The organism is Nostoc sp., from assembly GCF_036916655.1.
GTDB lineage: Bacteria > Cyanobacteriota > Cyanobacteriia > Cyanobacteriales > Nostocaceae > Nostoc.
The window spans coordinates 21,782-43,359 of sequence record NZ_JBALFY010000099.1 but is presented as its reverse complement, the minus strand read 5'-3'; the positions used below and the strand labels follow the sequence as shown (position 1 = coordinate 43,359).

Here is a 21,578-nt window from a genome sequence, read left to right as displayed (position 1 = left end):
GTCTACATTTTACCGACAAAGAATATCGCTATACTTTTAAAAACAGTGCCTTAGAGATATCTCCAGTCAAAATTTATAAATTTGAAGGTAAAAATTTTAACTAAAGTGAAAAAAATCTGGAGGCTTGAACTTGACTCATTAAGCAAACTCGTAGCGATTTTTACCCAGCCGCTTGGCACGATACATTGCTGCATCTGCTTGTTTCATCAAAGTTTCACTGTCTTGACTGTTGTATGGGTAAACACTAATGCCAATACTGGCAGAGATTCGGATTGTATAGCCGTCCAAAACAATTGGCTTAGTAATACTGCTTAAAATTTTTTCGGCGACTTTAGCAGCTATTTGGACATTAGGAATTGCCCGTAAAATTATAGTAAATTCATCGCCACCTAAACGAGAAACTGTATCACTAGCGCGTAAAGAGTTGCTGAGTCTTCCAGCGACAGTCATTAGTAAGCGATCGCCCGTTTCGTGTCCCAAATTATCATTGACTTGCTTAAAGCCATCTAGGTCGATAAACAGCACTCCCAGCAACAAGTTGTTATGTTGCGCCCAATGTAACGACTCGTAAAGTTGTTCAGCAAAAAATTTGCGATTAGATAAACCAGTGAGGGGGTCGTGATACGCTAAATAACGTAAGTGGTCTTCTTTGAGTTTTAATTCATTGTTAGAACGGAATAGTTCAGCAGCAGTACGCTTCAGCTGTTCTTCCATCAGCTTACGCTCAGTAATATCTCGGATTACCCCAACTAAAAAGAAATTGCCAGCTGAGTCTTTATGGAGCGATCGCTTAGTGGCAATTTGATGAGTCTGTCCATCGGCATTGGTAAATTCTTCTTCATGTTCCTGGGGCTGCTGAGTCCGAAAAACCAGATCGTCCTGTTGGCGAAACACATCAGCTTCATGTTTAGGGAAAAAGTCATAGTCAGACTTTTCAATTAACAACTTATTCGGATAACCGATAAATCGACAATACGCCTCATTTAAAACAATCCACTGGTGTTGTTCATTTTTTACAAAAATGGGATCGGGAATCGTGTTAATGACGTGATGCAAAAATTCCTTAGAACGTTTCCACTCTTCCTGGATATGGGCAATATGACTGATCGTCCAAATAGCTGAACAGCCAAAGCTAAATAGTGAGGGGATGACTGGTATCCACCAACCGTACAAGAAAACAAGGTATGCAGTCAGGATCAATATCAAGCAAGAAACTAGAATACAAAGCAAGCTCTTAGTTGCGTTTTGTATTCGCCATGTCGTTACGGCTCCCAGGTAAGACCAGATAAAAATCCATAAGTATTCTACCAAGTCAGGCCAGACTTTGATTAATGATCGTCCATCAAGAGCAGCAGAGATTAACTCACTAATAAAATAAGCTTGCAGTTGAATACCAGGTAAAGGCTTTGCCGTACCCATAAGACTGCTGGAGTAGGGAATGAATACAAAATCCTGAAGACTGGGTGCAGTGGAACCAATAAGTACAATCCGATCTTTGATTAAGTTTTCTTTGACATTATCTGCCAGTACATCTCTCATCGATACCTGACGAAAACTACAAAATTCTCCAGATGAACTTTGACATTTAGGTTTAGGAAAATTAGCCAAAATTTGGTAGCCTCTCTCATCAGCTCCCACATAAGCACCATCATTAGCCTCAAAACGATTAAATACTGCCTTACCCAATTGCAAATACTCAGGGTTGCTTTTTGCTTTGGCGGGATTAATTCCCTTTGACTTTAAATACAATAAAGCCAACTTCAGGGCAAAGCTTTCATGTACCTGACTTTTAACGTGCCAATACAACAAACTACGACGTACTTTGCCATCAAGATCGTACAGCACGTTATTAAAGCCCACTCGATCCTGATTCAGCCCCAGTGGAGGCAAAACACTAAAGTTTTTGTCATTTGCTAAGAGTTCAATACCAATCAAGTTGGGTATTAACTGATAAGCATTACGCAGTTCTTCATTACCAGGCTCTACTGGCAAATTTCTGTAGATATCTAAGCCAATAGCACGGGGTTTGTGGACATTTAATTTTTGCAACAACAGGGCAATCTTCGCATCGGGAATCGGCCATGAACCTACTTCGTTTAAATAGCTTTCATCAATCACTACAATCGTAATACGATTTTCTGGGGGTTCGTTTGGACGTAAGCGAAAAAATTGATCCAAAGCTGGTAACTCTAAAGATTGAAATAATCCAATAGAGTGCAAAAGCAGGACGCAGACTGCAACGCTGGCGGCAGTAATCAATTCTCTGTGTCCTCGACTAAGCGATTGTTTTAGTTCAAAGATGAACTTCACAAAACGCTTGCCTAGCTGCTGATTCATTCCCATTACCTAGTAAGGAGAAATATTCTCTATTTCCTATAGCTATTAACTATCGGACTAACATAGCTCAAGTGGGAGCTAAATAGAGTTTCTAAAAGTTTTTTTAACTCAGTAAGGTCCTTTAAAACATCGTAGTATTTCTGATGTTATTACCATATATTAAGGCTAATGTTCTGACTAAATGGCAACTAGTATCGCAAGGCGGAATTCAAAATTCAAGCAGGACGCTTAGATATTGTCTCGCTCCCAATCTTCGACTGGAAATGCCGTCCTAAAGGCTCCGCCTCCCTTGCTGGCGGCTCTGCCGCTTTTGAGTTGCATTTCTCGACTCTGGCTAGAAACAAGGTTTTAAAGGAGTTTCAGCTTAAGTTGACACCAATGGCGGCATCCTGCCCATTTAGTTGATTTCGGTACTCGTAGGAAAATTGGTAATAGGGTATTGAACAACACTTATTATCTATCACCAAAAACAAAAAAGCCAACCGGAGACAGATTTGTCTGTATTTATCCAGTTGACTATGGTCTGTGAACTACTCCATACCAGTAGGTCGGTGCAGGCTCCCAAATTGAGAACTGCGGCTGAGGCTTCTTCAACGTAATTACTTGAAATACTTGAAGTTACGAGGCCCTGTGTAACCAGAAACTTTTGCTAGTTCCTCCAAGTTTTGGACTCCGCTATAACTTTTACTATTGATAATCCAAGTAGGGAAGCCTTCAATTTTCGCGGCTTTACACAGTTCTGTTTGAGCCTTGAGTCCATCGGGCGCGCACTCTACCTTAACATCACTATTGATTATTTCTTGGGCTTCTTTACCAAAAAGCAGCTTTTGTTCATGGCAGTGAGGACACCAATAAGCACTGTATTCCTTCGCGCCTACCTTTGCCAGATGTCGTGCTAAGGCTATTTCTGCCTCACCAGAAGTAGTTGTAACTTCCCAACCGAATGCCGGGTTAGGATCTCCTTTGGAATTAAAGATAATTTTAACGGGTTGTCCAGGAGTTTCAGGCGTAACTTCTGATTTATTTACACCGGCATAGACACCTAAAGTACCAATCAGCGTTACCATCCCGACAATAATGACGGTAAAGAAAATTTGTCCAATATCTTCCCAAGTCCGACCGATAATCGTCAGTACCAAAAGACTCACAGAGAACAAAGCTGAACCGATACAGTAAGGACAAACAGCTTTGATTTGAGATGCCAGGACGTACATTAAGTAGCCGCTAAAGACAGACATAGCGATCGCACCCGCCAGCAGCAACCACCACGTCCAATTTTCCAATTGTTTGCGGCTATTATTTTCCCCTGAGTTGAATACCAAGGGAGCTAAAGCAAATATCACCATACTGATGTATGCCAAAAACCCAAACAAAGCTAATGGCTGACCAAAAACCGTTGCCCAAGGGCTAGAAAGCACATCATTACAGCCCTTTACACCAGCCTGTGCCACACAAGCGGCACTGCCTCCTGTTAACTTTTCTATAGTCAGATAACCTGTGATCAAAGCACCACATCCAGCGATCGCGGCAATCAATGGACGTGACCATTTATGAATCCAAGGAGTAGAACGACGGCGAATCATAAATATTGGGGAATGGAGAATGGGAAATGGGAAATGGGGAATGGGTAATGGGTAATAAGAAATTATTCGCTTGCTCCCCTACTCCCCACTCCCTAAGAATGTAACTTCACTTGTTCTGCTGATTTGCTTTCACTTTTAGAGTTCCAATCGCGACGAGCAGCTTCCACGAATTGACTGACGCGAATTGGGTCGATTGGTTGCTCAATGCGTCCGTGGCGTTTCAAGGAACTGGAAACTATGACACCATCTGCTGCCTGCATCAATGTATCAATATTTTCCCAGTTGGCCCCACTACCGATAAATACTGGTGTGCCGTTTGCTGCACCACAAGCTAGTTCCAAATCTTCTAAGTTAGGAGGACTACCAGTAGCCCAACCAGATAAAATCACTCCGTCTGCTAAACCCCTTTCAATGGTGTCTTTCACGGCGACTGTGAGATTTGGAGAACTCAAAGGACGGGCGTGTTTCACCAACACATCGGCCAGGATTTTAACATCACAGCCCAACTCCCGTCGATAGCGGAGTAATTGATGGGCTTCTCCCTCAATTAATCCTTGATCGGTTGCCATCACGCCTGTGAGGACGTTGACGCGGATAAATTGCGCCTGTACACAGCTAGCGATCGCAATTGCACTTTTGGCATCGTTTCGCAATACATTTAAACCTATCGGCAAAGTCACCAAATTCTGTATCCGCTGCACCACAATGGTCATGGCACTCACAACCACTGGATCTACTTGGTTTTTGGTAAACGGCGCGTCGAAAAAATTCTCGACAATCAGACCGTCAACCCCTCCACTTGCCAAGGCTGCGGCTTCTTGTTCGGCACGATCGATCACCGCTTTTAAACTACCTCCCCAACGGGGTGAGGTAGGCAGTGGTAGCAGGTGAACCACGCCAATAATTGGTGAGCGAGTTTTAAATATCTGATATAAGTCCACGTCTTTAATCCGCCTCGCGGAGTCCAGAGTCCAGAATTTTTTGACTATTGAACGCCAGTTCAACGCCACTCCTCTTAAGGTCGGGAACCTTTTTACAGGGGTGGCTCTTCAACGGGGAAAACCCCGCACGTGACTGGCTCCTTTTGACCCTTGACTCTTGACTTTCCATTAAATAGTCAAATGTGTTTTATGATAGTCGGTTTATTGCCTCTTTCCTCAGATGGAAATTGGCGTGAAACCTCCCATAAGATATGTTAAGATAAAACTTGGCTACAAGAGGAGTTTGCCACTCACTAGACGCAAGGCAGCTTTCCGTGGTTTAGGCGTCTTGTCCGCGCATTGTCGTCGGACTTGCCAATCGCCAGGGTAGCATTACTGCTTTATAGGCGTAGTCGCTTTCGTCGATTTCCCTGAGGGTAGCGACTTCTCACAACAAGCCCTTTGGGCGGCTTCCCGATGGGTAGGTTAACAACGCACACGCCGTGGTAATGTAAAATATCAATAGGCGAATTGTTAAAAAACATTACAAGTGTCAAATGTACCCAAAGACACTTCAATTTACCCTGGGGAACAGATTGATAAAAATATCATAACATGACCTCTATTTTAATTATTGATAGGGTCATAATTCTACGGACGGTTACTGACAGTGAAAATCTGCCATCGTACTGTTATTAGAAGGATAGCGGTCGAAAAAAATTGAAATTAGCGCCGGAATGTTGACTACAAGAAAAAAAATGAAGATATTTTCAAAATATGGGTGACAAGCCAACGATTGCCATTTCTCATCTAGGCTGCGAGAAAAATCGAATTGATACAGAACACATGCTAGGACTGCTTGTAGAAGCAGGCTACGGTGTAGATACAAATGAAGAGTTAGCAGATTACGTTATTGTTAATACTTGTAGTTTTATTGAAGCGGCCCGGCAAGAATCTGTCAGAACTTTAGTAGAACTGGCAGAGGCAAATAAAAAGATCGTAATCACTGGCTGTATGGCGCAACACTTCCAAGAGCAACTTTTGGAAGAGTTACCTGAAGCAGTAGCGGTGGTGGGTACAGGCGATTATCACAAAATTGTTAATGTAATTGAGCGTGTTGAACTTGGCGAGCGGGTTAAACAGGTTAGTATTGAGCCAACCTACATCGCCGATGAGACTACACCGCGCTATCGGACTACAACAGAGGGCGTTGCTTACCTCCGAGTTGCCGAAGGTTGTGATTATCGTTGTGCATTTTGTATAATTCCTCATCTTCGAGGGAACCAGCGATCGCGTACTATAGAATCTATCGTCGCCGAAGCGGAGCAGTTAGTTAGTCAAGGGGTAAAGGAAATTATTTTAATTTCCCAAATCACCACTAACTACGGTCTAGATATTTACGGTCAGCCAAAATTAGCCGAATTACTTCGCGCTTTGGGGAAAGTAGATATACCGTGGATCAGAATGCACTACGCTTATCCCACGGGACTGACCCCAGATGTGATCGCGGCGATTCAAGAAACACCCAACGTCTTGCCTTATCTGGATTTGCCCTTGCAGCATTCTCATCCAGATGTTCTCCGCTCCATGAATCGTCCTTGGCAAGGACGCGTAAATGATGGGATTATAGATCGCATCAAAACGGCGCTACCAACAGCCGTATTGCGGACAACATTTATTGTTGGTTTCCCAGGAGAAACAAACAAGCATTTTGAGCATTTATTAGAGTTTGTTCAAAGGCATGAATTCGATCATGTTGGTGTCTTCACCTTTTCCTCTGAGGAAGGAACCCCAGCTTACAAGTTGCCAAATCAGTTGCCCCAATTGGTGATGGACGAGCGCCGATACCAACTTATGGAAATCCAGCAACCGATTTCCCAAAAGAAAAATCAACAGGAAGTAGGCAAAATCGTTGATGTCCTGATTGAGCAAGAAAATCCTGAAAGTGGTGAATTAATAGGTCGTTCAGGTAGATTTTCCCCAGAGGTTGATGGTCTGGTATATGTCAAAGGCCAGGCAAAATTAGGAACCATCGTGCCAATAGCGATTCACCACGCTGATACATACGACCTCTATGGTCAGGTAGTCAATAACTAAATTGTCCTTTGTCTTTTGTCTTTTGTCTTTTGTTAAATGACCCTTACAGATTTACCCTTATTCCAATATCGACGCTGCATTAATGGCAGTTTTCATGAGGGTTTACCTGAAGTTCGGGGACTCACTCGTGGGCATAGCTTCTCCAAGAGTTTGAGGCTTTGCTATCGCCCAAGGCTTACTAACTAGCCAATAACTAATGACTAATGACTAATGACTAATGACTAATAACTAATGACTAAATGACTAATCCAAAATCCTTACATAAAATTTAGGACGAATTAATGACTCTTTCATTTCAAGAATTAGGTATTTCTCAAGAACGTGTCGAAGAACTAGAGAAAATCGGTTTTACCGAACCAACTAACATTCAAGTGCAAGCAATTCCCCAATTGCTAGCCGGTCGTGATGTAGTCGGTCAATCTCAAACTGGAACAGGCAAAACGGCAGCATTTTCACTGCCAATTTTAGAGCGGCTAGATATTAATCAAAGAGCCGTACAAGCCATAGTTTTAACACCAACTCGTGAATTAGCGATGCAAGTTCACGATGCGATCGCCCAATTCATCGGTAATGAAGGATTGCGGGTGTTAGCAATCTACGGTGGTCAATCAATTGACCGTCAAATGTTACAACTCAAACGTGGCGTTCACATGGTTGTGGGCACTCCCGGACGAGTGATCGATTTGCTCGATCGCGGCTGTTTAAAGCTCGATCAAGTGAAGTGGTTTGTGTTAGATGAAGCCGATGAAATGTTGAGCATGGGCTTTATCGACGATGTAATCAAAATCCTCTCGCAAGCGCCCGTAGATCGCCAAACAGCTTTATTCTCGGCAACAATGCCACCATCAATTCGGATGTTGGTGAACAAGTTCTTGCGATCGCCTGCAACTGTCACCGTCGAGCAGCCAAAAGCCGCTCCTAACAAGATTAATCAAGTAGCTTATCTGATCCCCCGCCACTGGACAAAAGCCAAAGCTTTACAGCCAATTCTGGAAATGGAAGATCCAGAAACAGCTTTAATCTTCGTCCGCACCAGACGCACCGCCGCCGAACTTACCAGTCAGTTACAAGGTGCTGGTCACAGTGTCGATGAATACCACGGTGACTTGTCCCAACAAGCGCGGGAACGGTTATTAATCAGATTCCGTAACCGTCAAGTTCGCTGGGTGGTAGCAACTGATATTGCAGCAAGAGGGTTAGATGTCGATCAACTCTCCCATGTAATCAACTTCGACTTACCCGATAGCGTAGAAACCTACGTCCACCGTATTGGTCGTACTGGTCGTGCTGGTAAAGAAGGAACAGCAATTTCTCTAGTACAGCCATTTGAGCGGCGCAAACAGCAAACATTTGAACGTCATAACCGCCAAAATTGGCAAGTGCTGACGATTCCCACACGCGCCCAGATTGAAGCAAAACACATTCTGAAATTGCAAGAACTGGTGCGGGAAGCTTTGACAGGCGAGCGTTTGGCTTCATTCTTGCCAATTGTCAGCGAACTGATTGAAGAATACGATGCTCAAGCGATCGCCGCAGCTGCACTACAAATCGCTTACGACCAAACTCGTCCCGCTTGGTTGAGTTCAGACGTGGAAATTCCCCAAGAAGAATCTTCTGCTCCCAAACCAAGACTCGGTAAGCGTCGTGAATCTTCTTCTAGCGATCGTCCCCGTGCTGCATGGAAATCGGATAGCAACAATGGAGACGAAAGACATTCTTCTCCCAAGCCAAAACTGCGGACAAGTGGGCACGAGTCTTCTGCATCCCCTAGTAAAAAGATAGGTTCACCGACAGCTAGAGAATCAGCTTCTTAGTCAACAGTTAGAAGTTAATCAATTTTGGATTTTAGATTTGAGGTTTTTTCTTCAATCCAAAATCCAAACCTGAAATTGGAGAGTTGAGAGTTAGGAGTCAAGATTTTGACTTTGGCTCTTGACTTTTTGGCTTTTTGGGTAATTTTTTCTACCAGTTTGTAGGAAGATAAAACAGGAGTCAGAATACAGAATTCAGAATATTCTACCCTCCTGTGTTTGAGTAGAGACGTTGCATTGCAACGTCTCTACAGCCAAGGACGACTAACTAGTTCTAGCTCTCCAATTTCATCGTCGTTCAATTTCCAGCCCAAAGCGCCAGCATTTTGCCGTACCTGTTCGGCTGTCTTCACCCCAGCAATGGGAATAACATTCCCCTGAGCAATTAACCAGTTGAGAGCAACTTGGGCAGGAGTGCGATCGTATTTCTCCCCGAAGTTGCGTAGTAAAGATATGACTGGGGCAATTTTTTGCAGTCCTTCTTTCTTAAATCGCGGGTCTATTTTCCTCGCACCAGTGGGGATTTCAGTACTATCAATACTGTACTTGCCTGTGAGTAATCCTTGTGCTAAAGGACTATATGCCAAGATAGTCACACCCAACTCACGCGCAGTTGTGATAATACCTTTGCTTTCAACTTGGCGACTGAGTAAAGAATAGCGTACTTGGTTCACAGCCAAAGGTACTCCACGGGCTGCCAATATTTGATGCGCGTCTCGCATTTGCTCTGCTGAGTAATTACTTACACCAACTGCGGCAATTCTCCCTCGCTTCACTTCATCCGCTAGGGCATTCATCAAAGTTTCTTGACTTAGAAGGAAGGCAAAAGGCCAATGCACTTGATACAGGGCGATTCGCTCTAATTGCAAGCGTTTGAGGCTGGCTGTTAAAGCATCAGAGACGGATTGGGCTGTAAATCGCCACGGTAGGGGGCCAAATTTTGTAGCGATTTGTACAGGTTGTTGTGTCTGTTGCAGAAATTGTCCCAAAAATTTCTCTGATAGTCCCATTCCGTAGACTTCGGCAGTATCAAAGAAGGTAATACCAGCATCTAAAGCTGCGGTAAAGGCTTCTTGTAACTGTTCTGGACCGTAGCGATCGCCATAATTCCAAAATAGTTTATCACCCCAAGCCCAAGTGCCGATGCACAAGGGCGTAACAGATGGGCCATTTTGCCCCAATGTGATGTTTTCCACGGTTGCAAAATTTAGTTTATTTACATTTCTTTACTTTTATAGTGTATCGTTATAGACAAGATTGGGTGCGATCGCCACCACTTGGCTGCAACTCTTGTGGTGTCGCAGCTACGCCCGTCGTAGACATCGCACCTTGCATAAAGATTTAAAACCTGAATCAAACGCGCATAAACAAGATCCCCGACTTGTCGAAAAAGTCGGGGATCTGCGGGTCGCAATTCTCACAAATCAAATAAGATTGCTATAGTTGAGTGTATTTACTTGTATTTATGAATTAGATGATTTATCCTGCTTGGCTTTTTTGATTAATTCCATGTAGACATTAATCTCACTAATTTCTACATCATGCTCAACTCTGGTTACTTTCCATCTTTCCTTTTTTAAGTAAACTTCCTCTCCTACTCTGGGAGTAAATTGGAGATCGTAGAATTTTTTGAGAAAATCTTTTTGATTTTCTTCCCATAATATTACTTTGACTGGTTCTTTACTCATTACTTATGCCTTTTTGGTTACTAGATGAAGGTAAGTAGTTTGATGACATACATACGGCAAGTTTATCTTACTAATTCAATAGAATAGCGTAGTTAAAACCACATTTTTACATTGATATTTTTATGTGGCTTGATTTCGTCCGATAAAGTTACAGCGCAATATAGGACATTGGATATTAAGGATTTAGCGCGTCATTTTTTAGATGAAAAGCTTATTTGAAGTATAAATTATTACAAATGAGTTAAACTTGAGCCATAACTCTTACTCGATCCATACGTCTCAAAAGTTGTGGTGGATAATGTTCACTCACCTAACTGTAAATTGTTCAAACATCCCATAATTCTTAAATTCCATGCCTGATAGCTACGATTTAACCCAGCTAGATCCAAATACTTTTGAGCATTTGGTAAATCATCTTGCTCTACGTGCCCTTGGGCTTGGACTAACAGGATTTAGTCCAGGCTCTGATGGTGGACGTGATGGATATTTTGAAGGAGAAGCACCGTATCCCAGTGAAATAGATCGTTGGTCTGGATGTTGGTACTTACAGTCTAAGTTTCATAAGCCTAATCTTTCTAAAGATAGTCAGAAATGGTTATTAAGTCAGATTCGAGCAGAGTTAAAAGAGTTTAAAAATCCTGAATCGGGACGGAAATTACCAGATAACTGGATTGTTGCAACTAATATTGATCCTTCAGGAACTCCAGAAACTGGTGCATTTGATCAAGCAAGAGAATTGGTGGCTAAGGAATTCCCTGAACTGAAAGATAACTTTCATATATGGGGTGGACGTAAGATCCTTGATTTATTAATACTTAATCCAGAAATCAGCGATCATTACAGGCATTTTCTGACACCAGGAAACATCTTGACCGAAATTTTTAATCAACTTAAGGATGCACAAGCTGAGGCCAAAACAATCCTTCGTTTCTTAATATTATCTCAACTTGATGACCAACAATACACCAAACTAGAGCAAGCTGGTTCTACTGGAGAAAGTCCAGGTATTCACCAACTTTTTGTTGACCTCCCATTTCGTTGTCATGAATATAACTATTTCATGTGTGTTAACTTCAACTTTATTAAGTCGAAATAACGGGATGAGGAGACAATCAATTACTCTTAAACGTTGGTTCGTTAAAACTATTGTTAAAATTCTCCTAAGTCCTAAATGGGCTTCTCTTACAAAGGAAGCATTTAAATCATGTATAGAAATTCTTAGCTGGAATATTGAAGATTCTTTTAATATTGCTAAAGAATTGAATCTTTCGTCTAGTCAAATAAATATTTTCAAAGTTATTTTAGAATTAAAAGAATCTCTATTACCTAATAATCAAAATAAAAGTTCTAAGGATTATTTGGTTGTTAAAGTTGTTTGTAATCAGCTAAATTTGACAGAAAAATTTTCTGATTTTAATCTTTTGCTTGACTTTGATAATACTCCCCAATTATTGCAGTTAATCTATTTGATTGCTCGTTATAGTAAAGAAAAACAGCGTTCGATTTTGTCGGAAATTAAAAGTTGCTTTTCAGATAAAGGAGAAAATTTGTTTAATATTTTGCTTTCCAGGTTAGGACTATGTATATTAATAAATAACTCCAACTCCATGATAAAAGAAAATCAATACTTAAACAATATAAGTTATCAAAATTTTGAAAAATTATCTGAGAATCAACAGATTGAATTGTCTTTCGTGCAACGTCCACATCTAATGATAAAACAAACACGAAAAAGATTAAGCCTAGATTTATGGAAAAGTTTAGTAGATGACTATCCATCTGTTGCTATTTATTTGTGGCAAAATCAAGAAGTTGTTAATGATATTGAAATTGTAAATACAATTATTGACAAAGTTATAGAAAACCCCAGAATTATATGTGCCTATCCAGCGATATGAGGACAGTTTATAAAAGAAATGCCTGAGCGCGAACATGAATTACGTAGTGCTTTGTTAATAGCATCTTTAGAAGTTATATGTGAAGATACATTATTATTTGATTTTTCAACTTTTGAGTTAAATCTGCCATTAGAGGCTTCTTTACTACCCCATATAATAAACTCTTTACTGGATTTACTCATAAGGCATAAAAATGCTTTTCGTAGTAAAGGGGTTGACAAACAGCTTGAAGATACTAGTAAAATAATTTCTGAAATGGTAAAGGAAGCCTCTTTTTTAAGTCAAATTTCTAAAAACTTGACTTTAGCTCCAAGTATTAGAGCAGCAGCAATGATAGCACTTCTTCTACATCCTGATGGAACTAGGGATTTTACAAGTTTAAAACAGCAAATAGTAGAATTCTACAATTCTGAGGTTGGAACTTGGTATATAAAAGCTATTACATCTTGTCTATGTCTACTTACTAAAGAAGAGGATACAGCCGCAAAATGGATTGCTAGTAATTTACTTGACGCTGCCAGAACAGATTATGAAGGTAGGCAATATCTTCAAAGGCTGTTAACTCTCTGGCGCGAGAGTTCTTCCGCACCCATTCAGAAAGCTAATGTACAAGAAAAATGGCTATCTGGAACATAAACAATTCCTATTTATTGCTTTTTACCATTTGCTTCTTTGAGGCGATCGCTCTCCTACCTCTTACAGAATCAAGCATTGCTCTCCTACCTCTGTAGCTATTTTAAATCAGTCACATTTTGGCGCGATCGCTCTAGATACCATAAAAGGGCAATTGAGGATTTTAATCAAGCTCTCCTCATTTTGCCAAAATATGACAACAGACATAAAATGCCCATTCTATGTATTTTGTTGTGTGGCAAGCTGGACAGCTTCTATATCAACATTGAGATGTTGAGCAATCTGCTCCATACTCATCCCTGTTTTTAGTAACAGAGGGACGGTAAGTTTCAACATTTCAGTTTTCCGTTCTTCTCGACCCTCAGCTTTCGCTTCTTGATAAACTCTCGTTTGCTCCAAAGTCAATCCCAGCATAGCTTCGACTTCCTCTTTCTATGTGGTTGACTGTGCAGCGATCTGGACAGCTTCTATATCAACATTGAGGTGTTGAGCAATCTGCTCCACACTCATCCCTGTTTTTAGTAACAGAGGGACGGTAAGTTTCAACATTTCAGCTTCCCGTTCTTCTCGACCCTCTTCTCGACCTTCTTCTCGACCTTCTTCTCGACCTTCTTCTCGACCTTCTTCTCGACCCTCGGCTTTCGCTTCCTGATAAACCCTTGTTTGCTCCAAAGTCAATCCCAACATAGCTTCAACTTCCTCTCTACTCAATGAAGAAAACTTATAAACGACGATTGTGGTGATGATGTCTAGTATTTCGTTTTTCGGCAGCATGTCCGTTGACTCTAATTTTACCCGCTCAATCAATTGCTTTGCTTGCTGTGCCATCACTTCATCCGATGCTAGAGTTAACTGCATCAAGTTGATGCCTATTGGCTGCTGATTAGTCGCGCCTAACTCATCTAAATAGATTCGCTGCACTTGGTCGCTGTTGAGAAATATTCGATGAGTTCTTTGATCGCTTGGTTCCAAAGAGCGTGATGAAAAAATTACCACACAAAACCAGTCATCGTACTGAGAACGATTCCGGTTCAGGTACATCAGCGACTCGGTAAAGAACCTATGGTAGAGGGCTTCATCTCTTTGGAATTGAACTTCAGCAAAAAAGATAACTCTGGATGTTGCACCCTCTGGAGGTAAAAACACGCCATCGATGCGAAAAGCCGTTTCTTTGACTTCAAGTGATTCAAATCGATAGTTTTGTGCTTGAGGAGGAGGGACATCAATCAGTTCAAAGAGTAACCCAGGAAAGCGCTTAAAAATTTGATAGTAAATGGAGTCTCGTTTCACTATTTCATCCTAAAATTCTCTCGTTATGCGTAGGCGTAGCCCGTCGTAGACATCGCAGATTACAACCAAGCCCTAAAAATTAATCCTAACTTGGCTGAAGCATACCCTAATTGAGGTGTATAATTGCTTACCAAATCGCAACTTCAACTTTTCGTTCGCTGATTTTAAGCGAGTAGGGTTTATCTTTATTTAAAGAGAGAGATTAAATCCTATAAAGCATACGAAAAAGTAGCTATGGCAAGCGGTGAAGTATTTGATACCAAAACAAAATCCATATCTGTGCCAAGGGTAAACCTGCTGACCATGTTCCGGCTGGGTTTATTTCAGATGGGGTTGAGCATGATGTCTATTTTGACTCTGGGGGTACTTAACAGAGTCATGATTCAAGAAATAGCAATTCCGGCGACGCTGGTATCAGTAGTTCTAGCACTACCTTTATTTGTTGCTCCTTCGCGTGTCTGGTTCGGCCAGATTTCCGATGCCAAGCCGTTATGGGGATATCATCGTACAGCTTATGTTTGGGTGGGCGCGGCAATATTTGCGATCGCAGCCTTTTTAGCTGTACAAGTAATGTGGCAGATGAATCTTGCTGGAAATAGTTCAGGTGCTTGGGTATGGACAACCCAAACAATCGGCTGGACAGCACTTTTGGCTTTAGTTTTCGCTGTCTACGGTCTAGGAATTTGTGCTAGCGGTACTGCCTTTGCTGCTTTGTTGGTGGATATATCTGAAGAAGATAACCGTTCTAAAGTAGTCGGTGTGGTTTGGTCGATGCTAATGGTGGGGATTATTGTTGGGGCGATTATTAGTGCCAGCTTGCTGAAACAGTTAACCCCAGAAGCAACCGTAGAAACCTTGCAGCCAGCAATCAATAGGTTGTTTACTATCGTCCCAGCAATTGTATTTGGTTTAGCGATCGCAGCAACATTGGGCGTGGAAAAAAAATACTCCCAATACTTAAGCCGTACCACACTGCTAGACCGAGAAGACAGCATAACTCTGGGCAAAGCTTGGGAAATCTTAACAGCCAGCCCACAAACAGGTATATTCTTCACCTTTTTACTGGTGATGACTCTCTGCTTGTTTATGCAAGACCCAGTTTTGGAACCTTATGCAGGTCAGGTATTTAAAATGCCTTTGGCTGAAAGTACTAAACTGAACGTTTTTTATGGAACAGGTGTACTAATTGCTTACGGTGTGAGTGGTTTTTTGATTGTGCCACGTTTAGGTAAGCAGAGAACTGCAAAACTAGGATGCATGTTAGTGGCATTTTGTACAGTATTCCTTGGCATCTCAGGCTTCACAGCTAATCCAGCTTTCCTGAAGCTAAGTTTAATTTTGTTCGGTTTAGCCACTGGTGTCTTAACTACAGCAGCAGTTAGCTTAATGTTGGATCTCACAGTTGCCGAAAGCGCAGGTACATTTATTGGGGCATGGGGACTAGCGCAATCTGTCTCTAGAGGTGTGGCAGTGGTTTTAGGTGGTACTTTATTGGATATAGGTCGAAAGCTATTACCCAATTTAGTTTTAGCTTATGGACTGGTATTTGCTCTAGAAGCTGTGGGAATGTTGGTGTCGATTTGGTTTCTCAATCGGGTAAATGTTACAGAATTTAAAACAAATACAAAGCTGGCGATCGCTTCAGTCTTAGAAAGCGATTTAGATTAAACTGTATAGGGCATTGGGCATGGGACAAATGACAAATGACCAGTCACAAATAACTAATGAATGATTTTTGGACAACAATTCTTGATTTTGCTCAAACTACCACTACCAGAGTGGGCAAGCAGCTAATACAAGATTTTGGGAAAGTACAGGCTGACCAAAAAGCTGATGGTAGTTTGGTGACGCAAGCAGATAAATGGGCAGATCGGGAAATTCGGGATGCGATCGCTTCTAATTTCTCTGGTTACGGCATTTTAAGCGAAGAGAGTGATCAGTCATTTCCCGGTACTGAGTGGTGCTGGGTAATTGACCCTCTAGATGGTACAACCAACTTTACACGCGGCATTCCCATCTGGACAATATCTCTGGGTTTACTGTATCGAGGTACACCCATTTTTGGGTATGTTTACGCACCAACTTTGAATCAAGCTTTTCATGGTTTCTGGGCAGGTTCATCTGGTTTAGCAACACCTACAGGAGCATTTCTCAACCACCATCCTATCCACACTAGTATAGATAGTCCCAGCAACAATCACTTTTTTAACCTCTGTTCCCGTAGCACCGCAGCTATCAAAAACGGCTTTCCCTGCAAAATTCGGATGTTAGGTGTAGCTAGCTATAATTTTTTAACAGTTGCCACTGGGGCTACTCTGGGTGGGATTGAGGCGACACCAAAGGTTTGGGATATAGCCGGGGCTTGGGTAATTGTCCAAGCTGCTGGTGGGGTATGGTCATCACTCAAGTCAGAACCGTTTCCATTATCACCCGGAGAAGATTATAGCGATCGCTCTTTTCCCACCCTTGTTGTTAGTCGTCCCGAATTAGTTCCAGTATTTCAACCTTTTCTCGAAGGCGTAAAAATTTAATGCAATTTAATTTGTTGCTTAGAAACCTGTAAATAGTAGTAATTTTGTCAACCAGCCTAGTGGACTGTGGCATCTCGATATTAAAGTTAACAAGACCCTAATCAAACAAAGAATTTAGTATAAATAAAGCTGGTAATAGTCCTGATTTAAATGCAAAACCAGTGTAGTTATTAATTTAAGTAGTGTTGTGTCTTTCATTACACTGGTTAATTTAGTATAAAAAATTTTTATGTTGTCTAATCTAGATTTAATTCGAGAGTTTGTGCGAAACTCTATTCAGAAAAAAGACGTTTTGTTGTCAAATCCTGCTTTGACAGCGCAAACAGTTTATAAAACCAACCAACTGACAGCGAAATCTGAAGGCGTAATTGCCACTGTTCAACTATCTAATACCTTATCTGAATTCTCGATTTCTCCGAAATCAACCCAGTGGCAATTGATAAATCAGGTATTAGCAGAATATAGTTATATCCTCAAAGGAGAAGTAGATAGTCGGGGTTTCTATCAGTATCAATACTGCGAAGTTCCCAAAGGCTATCAGATGAACTGTACTAAATGTGTCATTCTATGGCGAGCTTGGTGGAAATATCGTAAGTATACTTCCAGACTAGGAATTCCGTTAGAACTGCTGATTAGAACACGAGATTCGTGGTATCCAATCCGAGATTTAATTATTAGCGACGGACTTCTTTATATCAAAACCTTAGGAAGCGAAATCGCACTTGACTCAGAAGACTTGGTTACTTGGTTAAGCAAAGTTGATGTAACCAAAATTAAAGAAATACCTACTACAGAGACATGACAAAATATAAAGCAAAGGACGTGAAGAAAAATGAAAGGACTTTGGCTTGAAAATAACCAGTTGCAGCTACGCACGGATATTTCCATTCCTGAACCGCCACCGGGAGAAGCCTTGGTACGCGTCTTGCGTGCAGGTATCTGTAATACTGACCTGGAACTACTCAGAGGCTACTATCCCTACACTGGTATTTTGGGACATGAATTTGTCGGCGTTGTCGAACAAGGGCCAGAACACTTAGTTAATCAACGCGTAGTTGGAGAAATCAATGCTGTGTGTGGGCATTGTCGGTTTTGTCGTAGCGGACAACCAACACACTGCGAAAATCGTACAGTTCTGGGTATTGTCAACCGCAATGGTGCTTTTGGTGAATATCTCTGTTTGCCGATAGAGAATCTGCATCCCGTACCTGATAATGTGCCAACAGAAGTAGCAACATTTACAGAACCTATAGCAGCAGCTTTAGAAATTCAGCAGCAAGTGCCATTGCGTCCAAACGATCGGGTACTAGTGGTTGGAGATGGCAAACTAGGGCAGTTGGTAGCCCAAACATTAGCTTTAACTGGCTGTGAACTTTTAGCTGTGGGGCGTCATCGAGACAAACTGGCTAACTTAGAAGCACGAGGGATAAAAACGAATCTAGCCGACGCCGTTACAGATGGATATTTTGATATCTCAGTAGAATGTACAGGCAACCCAGAAGGATTTGCGATCGCTCGTCGCGCCCTACGTCCCCGTGGTACGCTTGTACTTAAAAGTACTTATGCTGGCAATCTCAGCCTAGATGTTTCTTCTTTAGTAGTGGATGAAATCACCCTCATTGGCTCCCGTTGTGGCCCATTTGCCCTAGCCCTCCAGCTACTAGCTACAGGAAAAATTGATGTACAGCCTCTAATTCATGCTATTTACCCCCTCATTGAAGGGCTTGCAGCTTTTGAACACGCCCAGAGTCGCGGTGTTTTGAAAATATTGTTAGAGATTAGTCATTAGTCATTGGTCATTATCTCTCATCTCCTCCAATCCCCAATCTCCAATCCTTAATACAGATAAGGATTCGTCTTGGGTTGATAGTCAAGACAATTGATCGCTTCTTCTGTATTGGCAATAGATGGGCGTACAGTACATTTAAGACGGTAATTGTCAGTAAAAAATTGGCAACCAGCACAGGGGATTTGATGCATAAGTTTGGCTGTAGTCACACTATCTCGCGCCGCCGTCCAGAGACTCCAAACAACGAGAATAGTTACAGTCCAAGCAGTGATAAAGCATATTGGGACTAAAAAAGGTTGAATCCCATGAATGAGGAAAAATATCACTTCTAACACAGTATGTCCTGATACAAATTAGGAATTAGAAGTATATTAACTCCTAATTCCTAACTTCCGGCTATAGAAGTATTTAAATACCAGCATGACCAAGAGCTAAACCTGTTACTAGCATTCCTAGAACCAGGAAAGGTTGGGCGCTGGCTTGGTACTTAACATCATTCTTCACAGGATCGCGCAAGAAATACATATCTTGCAAGGTAATTTGCGGAATGATTAAGAGTACTAGTATCGTTGCATACAAATTCTCATGAATGCTGACAAGATAAGCTGCGATAAATCCTTGAAATACATCAATTGTCACTACACAAATCCATGCCGCAGTGGTGATCCCAAACATTACGGGTAGTGAATTTAATCCTAACTGGCGATCGCCTTCTACACTCTTAAAATCATTGACAATAGCAATGCCCAGTCCAGCCAAGCTGTAGAACATTGTCAAAATCACAATTGTAGAATTCAGTTCGCCAAATAAAGCGTGTCCTGTAGACCAAGGTAGGGTAATGTAGCTTGCACCCAAGGCATAGCTACCTAGCCAGCCATTTTGCTTGAGTTTCAGTGGAGGCGCAGAATAAATATAAGCGATGAAAGAACCGATAATCGCGATCGCTGTAATTGTGGGGAATTCATGACCAGACCACACATCCAGCACAAATGCCAAACCAATACCAGCAATCAGTAATACCCAAATCTGAATAATTACCTGCGGTAGGGGAATTGCGCCAGATGGAATCGGGCGATAGGGTTCATTGATGGCATCAATTTCGCGATCGTAGTAATCATTGAGGATTTGGGTGTAACCTGTCATCAACGGCCCAGCCAGTAACATACAGGCTGCTACCTTCAGCACATTTTCCAGCGTCCAAGTATAGTTACCAGAAGAAGCCGCACCACAGACTACACCCCAAATTAGGGGAATCCAGGTAATCGGCTTCATTAGCTGTAAACGAATTTTCCAGATTGAAGTTTCCCCAGCAGATGCACCTTTCATCCCCAACAGTTGCCTAGTTTTCGCACTGCGATCGGCAGATGCGATCGCTTGCTCATTGGGATTATTTACTACTGAGTCTAATGCCTCAGACGGTTTAGGGTCTGGGGTAATGGGAGTTGATTCTGACATAAAGCGTATTTTTTTTAGAGTGAGGAGTTAGGAGTTAAAAGTTATGAATTATTGTTTTATTCCTAACTCGTCACTCCTAACTCTTAACTAAATTAAAACGAAATTATCAAATAATTATTCTGAAACTTTGCTCCAGCAACGAGTCTGCCACTCAGAGCCGGGGGTAAGGGAATATTGCGCCGCTGATCTCCTGCTTCTACCGTGACTTCTGGCCCATATTGGGTAAGTTTGACCTGCTTTTTGTCAAATCCTGGCAAGAATAAGCGTACTTGACGATTGTGAACGTCTATTTCAATCGGTTTGGGAGCCTGTAAAGCTTGTGCTTCAAAGTTTGGTAGAGCGTCTATCAGTGGTTGCCAATCACCCGTGGACGAGTTGGGAACGACGCTCACAGGTAGGGGTATAAATTCCTCTGACAGGTTGACATTTGTCTCGTTAGACACAAGCAGAACACCACCAACAGTTAAACCGATTTGTTGAGCGCTACCCCATAAATAACGAGCATTTGCGACCTCAATCGGATCTTCTGTAGTCACCAAGAAAGCAGTGAGACGTTTGGGATCGGCTAGAGCAGCTCTCCCCTTTTCTAAGAAATTATTGACTTGGTTAGTGGGAGCGGCAAAGTTATCTGCTGTCCAGTTGATATTGAAAAAACTGCTAATCAGCGGTTGAATCAAAGGTGATTCAGTAATTGTCTTCCCCAAATCGGAGTTGACAAATAATTGCCGAAATCGCCGGACATACCAACTCAGGGACTCTGGCAAACCCAACATTCGCAGCGTTAAAGAGTCGCCCGTGCCATCGTAGACGATCGCATCATATTTCCCACTGGCATCATATTCGCGGATAGAATTCAGTGCCAAGGCGTTGTCCATCCCCGGCAATACTACCAGTTCTTGACCAAAAACGTCTTTGAATATGGGCGTGCGGAGATATTGCGCCTCAAGTTTCTTCACTTCGTCCCAGTTGCGTTCTAGTAGTACAGATGTTTGAAACTGGACTACTTGCAAATTGGGAGCTATTTCCTGGGGATCGGCAGCAATGGTAGTGCCCAGAAGGATTTGCAATGTTGGTTCTGCTTGTCCTGCTAGGAGTACGCGCTTGCCTTGACTTGCCAATAATTTGGCGGCGGCGATCGCAATTTTGGTACGAGCGGTGCCGCCTTTGCCCAAAAATGTCAATATTAGAGCCATTAGTTGATTCCTATTTTCACCGCCGATCTTTTCAACTTCAACTTAGCACTTAACAAAGACTCTCAACTTGTGCTGGAAATTTTAGATACCAAGAAAAACTCGGATCTGAGTTCCTTAGCTACTACACAGGTTTGATTTCATCTTCAAAAAACCAAGTGGAATAATTATCTTCAAACAGAACCACTACACCGATTCCACCACCATCAGTGACTTTGTAGCCTTGGATGATACCCACTTGTCCGAGTTTTTTTACAACTGGGGGAGAAACGCGATCGCGCAAACGATAGACTTTAACCTTTTGTCCGATTTCCATGCCTGATTACAATTCAGATAAACCAAGTCTCAGTGTAGCG

General features: G+C 41.9%; 19 protein-coding genes and 1 pseudogene. 9 read left to right on the top strand and 11 right to left on the bottom strand.

Features of this window, described 5'->3' with window-relative positions:
* Positions 1 to 138: 138 nt before the first annotated feature.
* From V7L31_RS26315 to btpA, 3 genes are all read right to left on the bottom strand, one after another.
* A complete protein-coding gene (locus tag V7L31_RS26315) occupies positions 139 to 2,337 on the bottom strand; it encodes a CHASE2 domain-containing protein (protein ID WP_334698994.1) in 2,199 nt (732 codons plus the stop codon).
* Positions 2,338 to 2,936: 599 nt separating this feature from the next.
* A complete protein-coding gene (locus tag V7L31_RS26310; RefSeq protein ID WP_334698993.1) occupies positions 2,937 to 3,920 on the bottom strand; it encodes a vitamin K epoxide reductase family protein in 984 nt (327 codons plus the stop codon).
* A 92-nt stretch (positions 3,921 to 4,012) separates the two neighbouring features.
* On the bottom strand, positions 4,013 to 4,861 hold the full coding sequence (gene btpA, locus V7L31_RS26305; protein ID WP_334699082.1) for a photosystem I biogenesis protein BtpA: 849 nt from the start codon (positions 4,859 to 4,861) through the stop codon (positions 4,013 to 4,015).
* A gap of 756 nt (positions 4,862 to 5,617) precedes the next feature.
* Here btpA and rimO point away from each other — a divergent pair.
* Complete coding sequence (gene rimO, locus V7L31_RS26300) at positions 5,618 to 6,937, top strand: 30S ribosomal protein S12 methylthiotransferase RimO (RefSeq protein WP_334698992.1); 1,320 nt, start codon at positions 5,618 to 5,620, stop codon at positions 6,935 to 6,937.
* A 281-nt stretch (positions 6,938 to 7,218) separates the two neighbouring features.
* Complete coding sequence (locus tag V7L31_RS26295) at positions 7,219 to 8,751, top strand: DEAD/DEAH box helicase (RefSeq protein WP_334698991.1); 1,533 nt, start codon at positions 7,219 to 7,221, stop codon at positions 8,749 to 8,751.
* 245 nt (positions 8,752 to 8,996) lie between these two features.
* On the opposite strand, the gene V7L31_RS26290 is transcribed toward V7L31_RS26295, so the two are convergent.
* Entirely contained in the window at positions 8,997 to 9,944 is a 948-nt protein-coding gene (locus V7L31_RS26290) for an aldo/keto reductase (RefSeq protein WP_334698990.1), read from the bottom strand.
* 267 nt (positions 9,945 to 10,211) lie between these two features.
* On the bottom strand, positions 10,212 to 10,436 hold the full coding sequence (locus V7L31_RS26285; protein ID WP_292736759.1) for a hypothetical protein: 225 nt from the start codon (positions 10,434 to 10,436) through the stop codon (positions 10,212 to 10,214).
* Positions 10,437 to 10,788: 352 nt separating this feature from the next.
* Here V7L31_RS26285 and V7L31_RS26280 point away from each other — a divergent pair, with 352 nt between their 5' ends.
* Genes V7L31_RS26280 through V7L31_RS26270 form a run of 3 tightly spaced genes read left to right on the top strand, consistent with a single transcriptional unit; the run spans position 10,789 to position 12,970 of the window.
* A complete protein-coding gene (locus V7L31_RS26280; protein WP_334698989.1) occupies positions 10,789 to 11,532 on the top strand; it encodes a hypothetical protein in 744 nt (247 codons plus the stop codon).
* Positions 11,480 to 12,334: a hypothetical protein gene (locus tag V7L31_RS26275; protein WP_334698988.1), complete on the top strand. Its 855-nt coding sequence runs from the start codon at positions 11,480 to 11,482 to the stop codon at positions 12,332 to 12,334. Before V7L31_RS26280 ends, V7L31_RS26275 begins: the two co-directional genes overlap by 53 nt.
* 18 nt (positions 12,335 to 12,352) lie before the next feature.
* Positions 12,353 to 12,970: a hypothetical protein gene (locus tag V7L31_RS26270; RefSeq protein ID WP_334698987.1), complete on the top strand. Its 618-nt coding sequence runs from the start codon at positions 12,353 to 12,355 to the stop codon at positions 12,968 to 12,970.
* A 216-nt stretch (positions 12,971 to 13,186) separates the two neighbouring features.
* Here V7L31_RS26270 and V7L31_RS26265 read toward each other — a convergent pair.
* Together V7L31_RS26265 and V7L31_RS26260 are read right to left on the bottom strand one after the other, a co-directional pair.
* Positions 13,187 to 13,399, bottom strand: a pseudogene (locus V7L31_RS26265) (hypothetical protein); the annotation flags it as partial.
* Positions 13,400 to 14,257, bottom strand: coding sequence for an Rpn family recombination-promoting nuclease/putative transposase (locus tag V7L31_RS26260; RefSeq protein WP_334698985.1), 858 nt, complete (start codon positions 14,255 to 14,257; stop codon positions 13,400 to 13,402). It lies immediately after the preceding pseudogene.
* A gap of 234 nt (positions 14,258 to 14,491) precedes the next feature.
* On the opposite strand from V7L31_RS26260, the gene V7L31_RS26255 reads away from it, so the two are divergent.
* From V7L31_RS26255 to V7L31_RS26240, 4 genes are all read left to right on the top strand, one after another.
* Entirely contained in the window at positions 14,492 to 15,925 is a 1,434-nt protein-coding gene (locus V7L31_RS26255) for a BCD family MFS transporter (protein ID WP_334698984.1), read from the top strand.
* A 56-nt stretch (positions 15,926 to 15,981) separates the two neighbouring features.
* Positions 15,982 to 16,788: an inositol monophosphatase family protein gene (locus tag V7L31_RS26250; RefSeq protein WP_334698983.1), complete on the top strand. Its 807-nt coding sequence runs from the start codon at positions 15,982 to 15,984 to the stop codon at positions 16,786 to 16,788.
* A 229-nt stretch (positions 16,789 to 17,017) separates the two neighbouring features.
* Complete coding sequence (locus V7L31_RS26245; RefSeq protein WP_334698982.1) at positions 17,018 to 17,590, top strand: hypothetical protein; 573 nt, start codon at positions 17,018 to 17,020, stop codon at positions 17,588 to 17,590.
* 30 nt (positions 17,591 to 17,620) lie between these two features.
* Positions 17,621 to 18,577 (top strand): MDR/zinc-dependent alcohol dehydrogenase-like family protein, encoded by a 957-nt coding sequence (locus V7L31_RS26240; protein WP_334698981.1) that lies wholly within the window; start codon positions 17,621 to 17,623, stop codon positions 18,575 to 18,577.
* 47 nt (positions 18,578 to 18,624) lie between these two features.
* Here the strand turns inward: V7L31_RS26240 and V7L31_RS26235 are convergent, their stop codons facing one another.
* The 4 genes from V7L31_RS26235 to petP form a co-directional block, all read right to left on the bottom strand.
* Complete coding sequence (locus tag V7L31_RS26235; RefSeq protein WP_334698980.1) at positions 18,625 to 18,912, bottom strand: hypothetical protein; 288 nt, start codon at positions 18,910 to 18,912, stop codon at positions 18,625 to 18,627.
* A 73-nt stretch (positions 18,913 to 18,985) separates the two neighbouring features.
* The gene (gene chlG, locus V7L31_RS26230) at positions 18,986 to 20,032 is read right to left on the bottom strand and encodes a chlorophyll synthase ChlG (protein ID WP_334698979.1); all 1,047 of its coding nucleotides are present in this window, start codon (positions 20,030 to 20,032) and stop codon (positions 18,986 to 18,988) included.
* A gap of 92 nt (positions 20,033 to 20,124) precedes the next feature.
* Complete coding sequence (locus tag V7L31_RS26225; RefSeq protein WP_334698978.1) at positions 20,125 to 21,225, bottom strand: Get3/ArsA fold putative tail anchor-mediating ATPase NosAFP; 1,101 nt, start codon at positions 21,223 to 21,225, stop codon at positions 20,125 to 20,127.
* Positions 21,226 to 21,346: 121 nt separating this feature from the next.
* Positions 21,347 to 21,538, bottom strand: coding sequence for a cytochrome b6f subunit PetP (gene petP, locus V7L31_RS26220; protein WP_334698977.1), 192 nt, complete (start codon positions 21,536 to 21,538; stop codon positions 21,347 to 21,349).
* Positions 21,539 to 21,578: the final 40 nt, after the last annotated feature.

Coding starts and splice junctions, on each gene's coding strand:
- V7L31_RS26310 (WP_334698993.1), bottom strand. CDS start 3,920: ATGATTCGCCGTCGTTCTACTCCTTGGATTCATAAATGGTCACGTCCA.
- petP (WP_334698977.1), bottom strand. CDS start 21,538: ATGGAAATCGGACAAAAGGTTAAAGTCTATCGTTTGCGCGATCGCGTT.
- V7L31_RS26255 (WP_334698984.1), top strand. CDS start 14,492: ATGGCAAGCGGTGAAGTATTTGATACCAAAACAAAATCCATATCTGTG.
- V7L31_RS26275 (WP_334698988.1), top strand. CDS start 11,480: ATGAATATAACTATTTCATGTGTGTTAACTTCAACTTTATTAAGTCGA.
- V7L31_RS26280 (WP_334698989.1), top strand. CDS start 10,789: ATGCCTGATAGCTACGATTTAACCCAGCTAGATCCAAATACTTTTGAG.
- V7L31_RS26315 (WP_334698994.1), bottom strand. CDS start 2,337: ATGAATCAGCAGCTAGGCAAGCGTTTTGTGAAGTTCATCTTTGAACTA.
- rimO (WP_334698992.1), top strand. CDS start 5,618: ATGGGTGACAAGCCAACGATTGCCATTTCTCATCTAGGCTGCGAGAAA.
- chlG (WP_334698979.1), bottom strand. CDS start 20,032: ATGTCAGAATCAACTCCCATTACCCCAGACCCTAAACCGTCTGAGGCA.
- V7L31_RS26295 (WP_334698991.1), top strand. CDS start 7,219: ATGACTCTTTCATTTCAAGAATTAGGTATTTCTCAAGAACGTGTCGAA.
- V7L31_RS26250 (WP_334698983.1), top strand. CDS start 15,982: ATGAATGATTTTTGGACAACAATTCTTGATTTTGCTCAAACTACCACT.
- V7L31_RS26240 (WP_334698981.1), top strand. CDS start 17,621: ATGAAAGGACTTTGGCTTGAAAATAACCAGTTGCAGCTACGCACGGAT.
- V7L31_RS26285 (WP_292736759.1), bottom strand. CDS start 10,436: ATGAGTAAAGAACCAGTCAAAGTAATATTATGGGAAGAAAATCAAAAA.
- V7L31_RS26245 (WP_334698982.1), top strand. CDS start 17,018: ATGTTGTCTAATCTAGATTTAATTCGAGAGTTTGTGCGAAACTCTATT.
- V7L31_RS26270 (WP_334698987.1), top strand. CDS start 12,353: ATGCCTGAGCGCGAACATGAATTACGTAGTGCTTTGTTAATAGCATCT.
- V7L31_RS26225 (WP_334698978.1), bottom strand. CDS start 21,225: ATGGCTCTAATATTGACATTTTTGGGCAAAGGCGGCACCGCTCGTACC.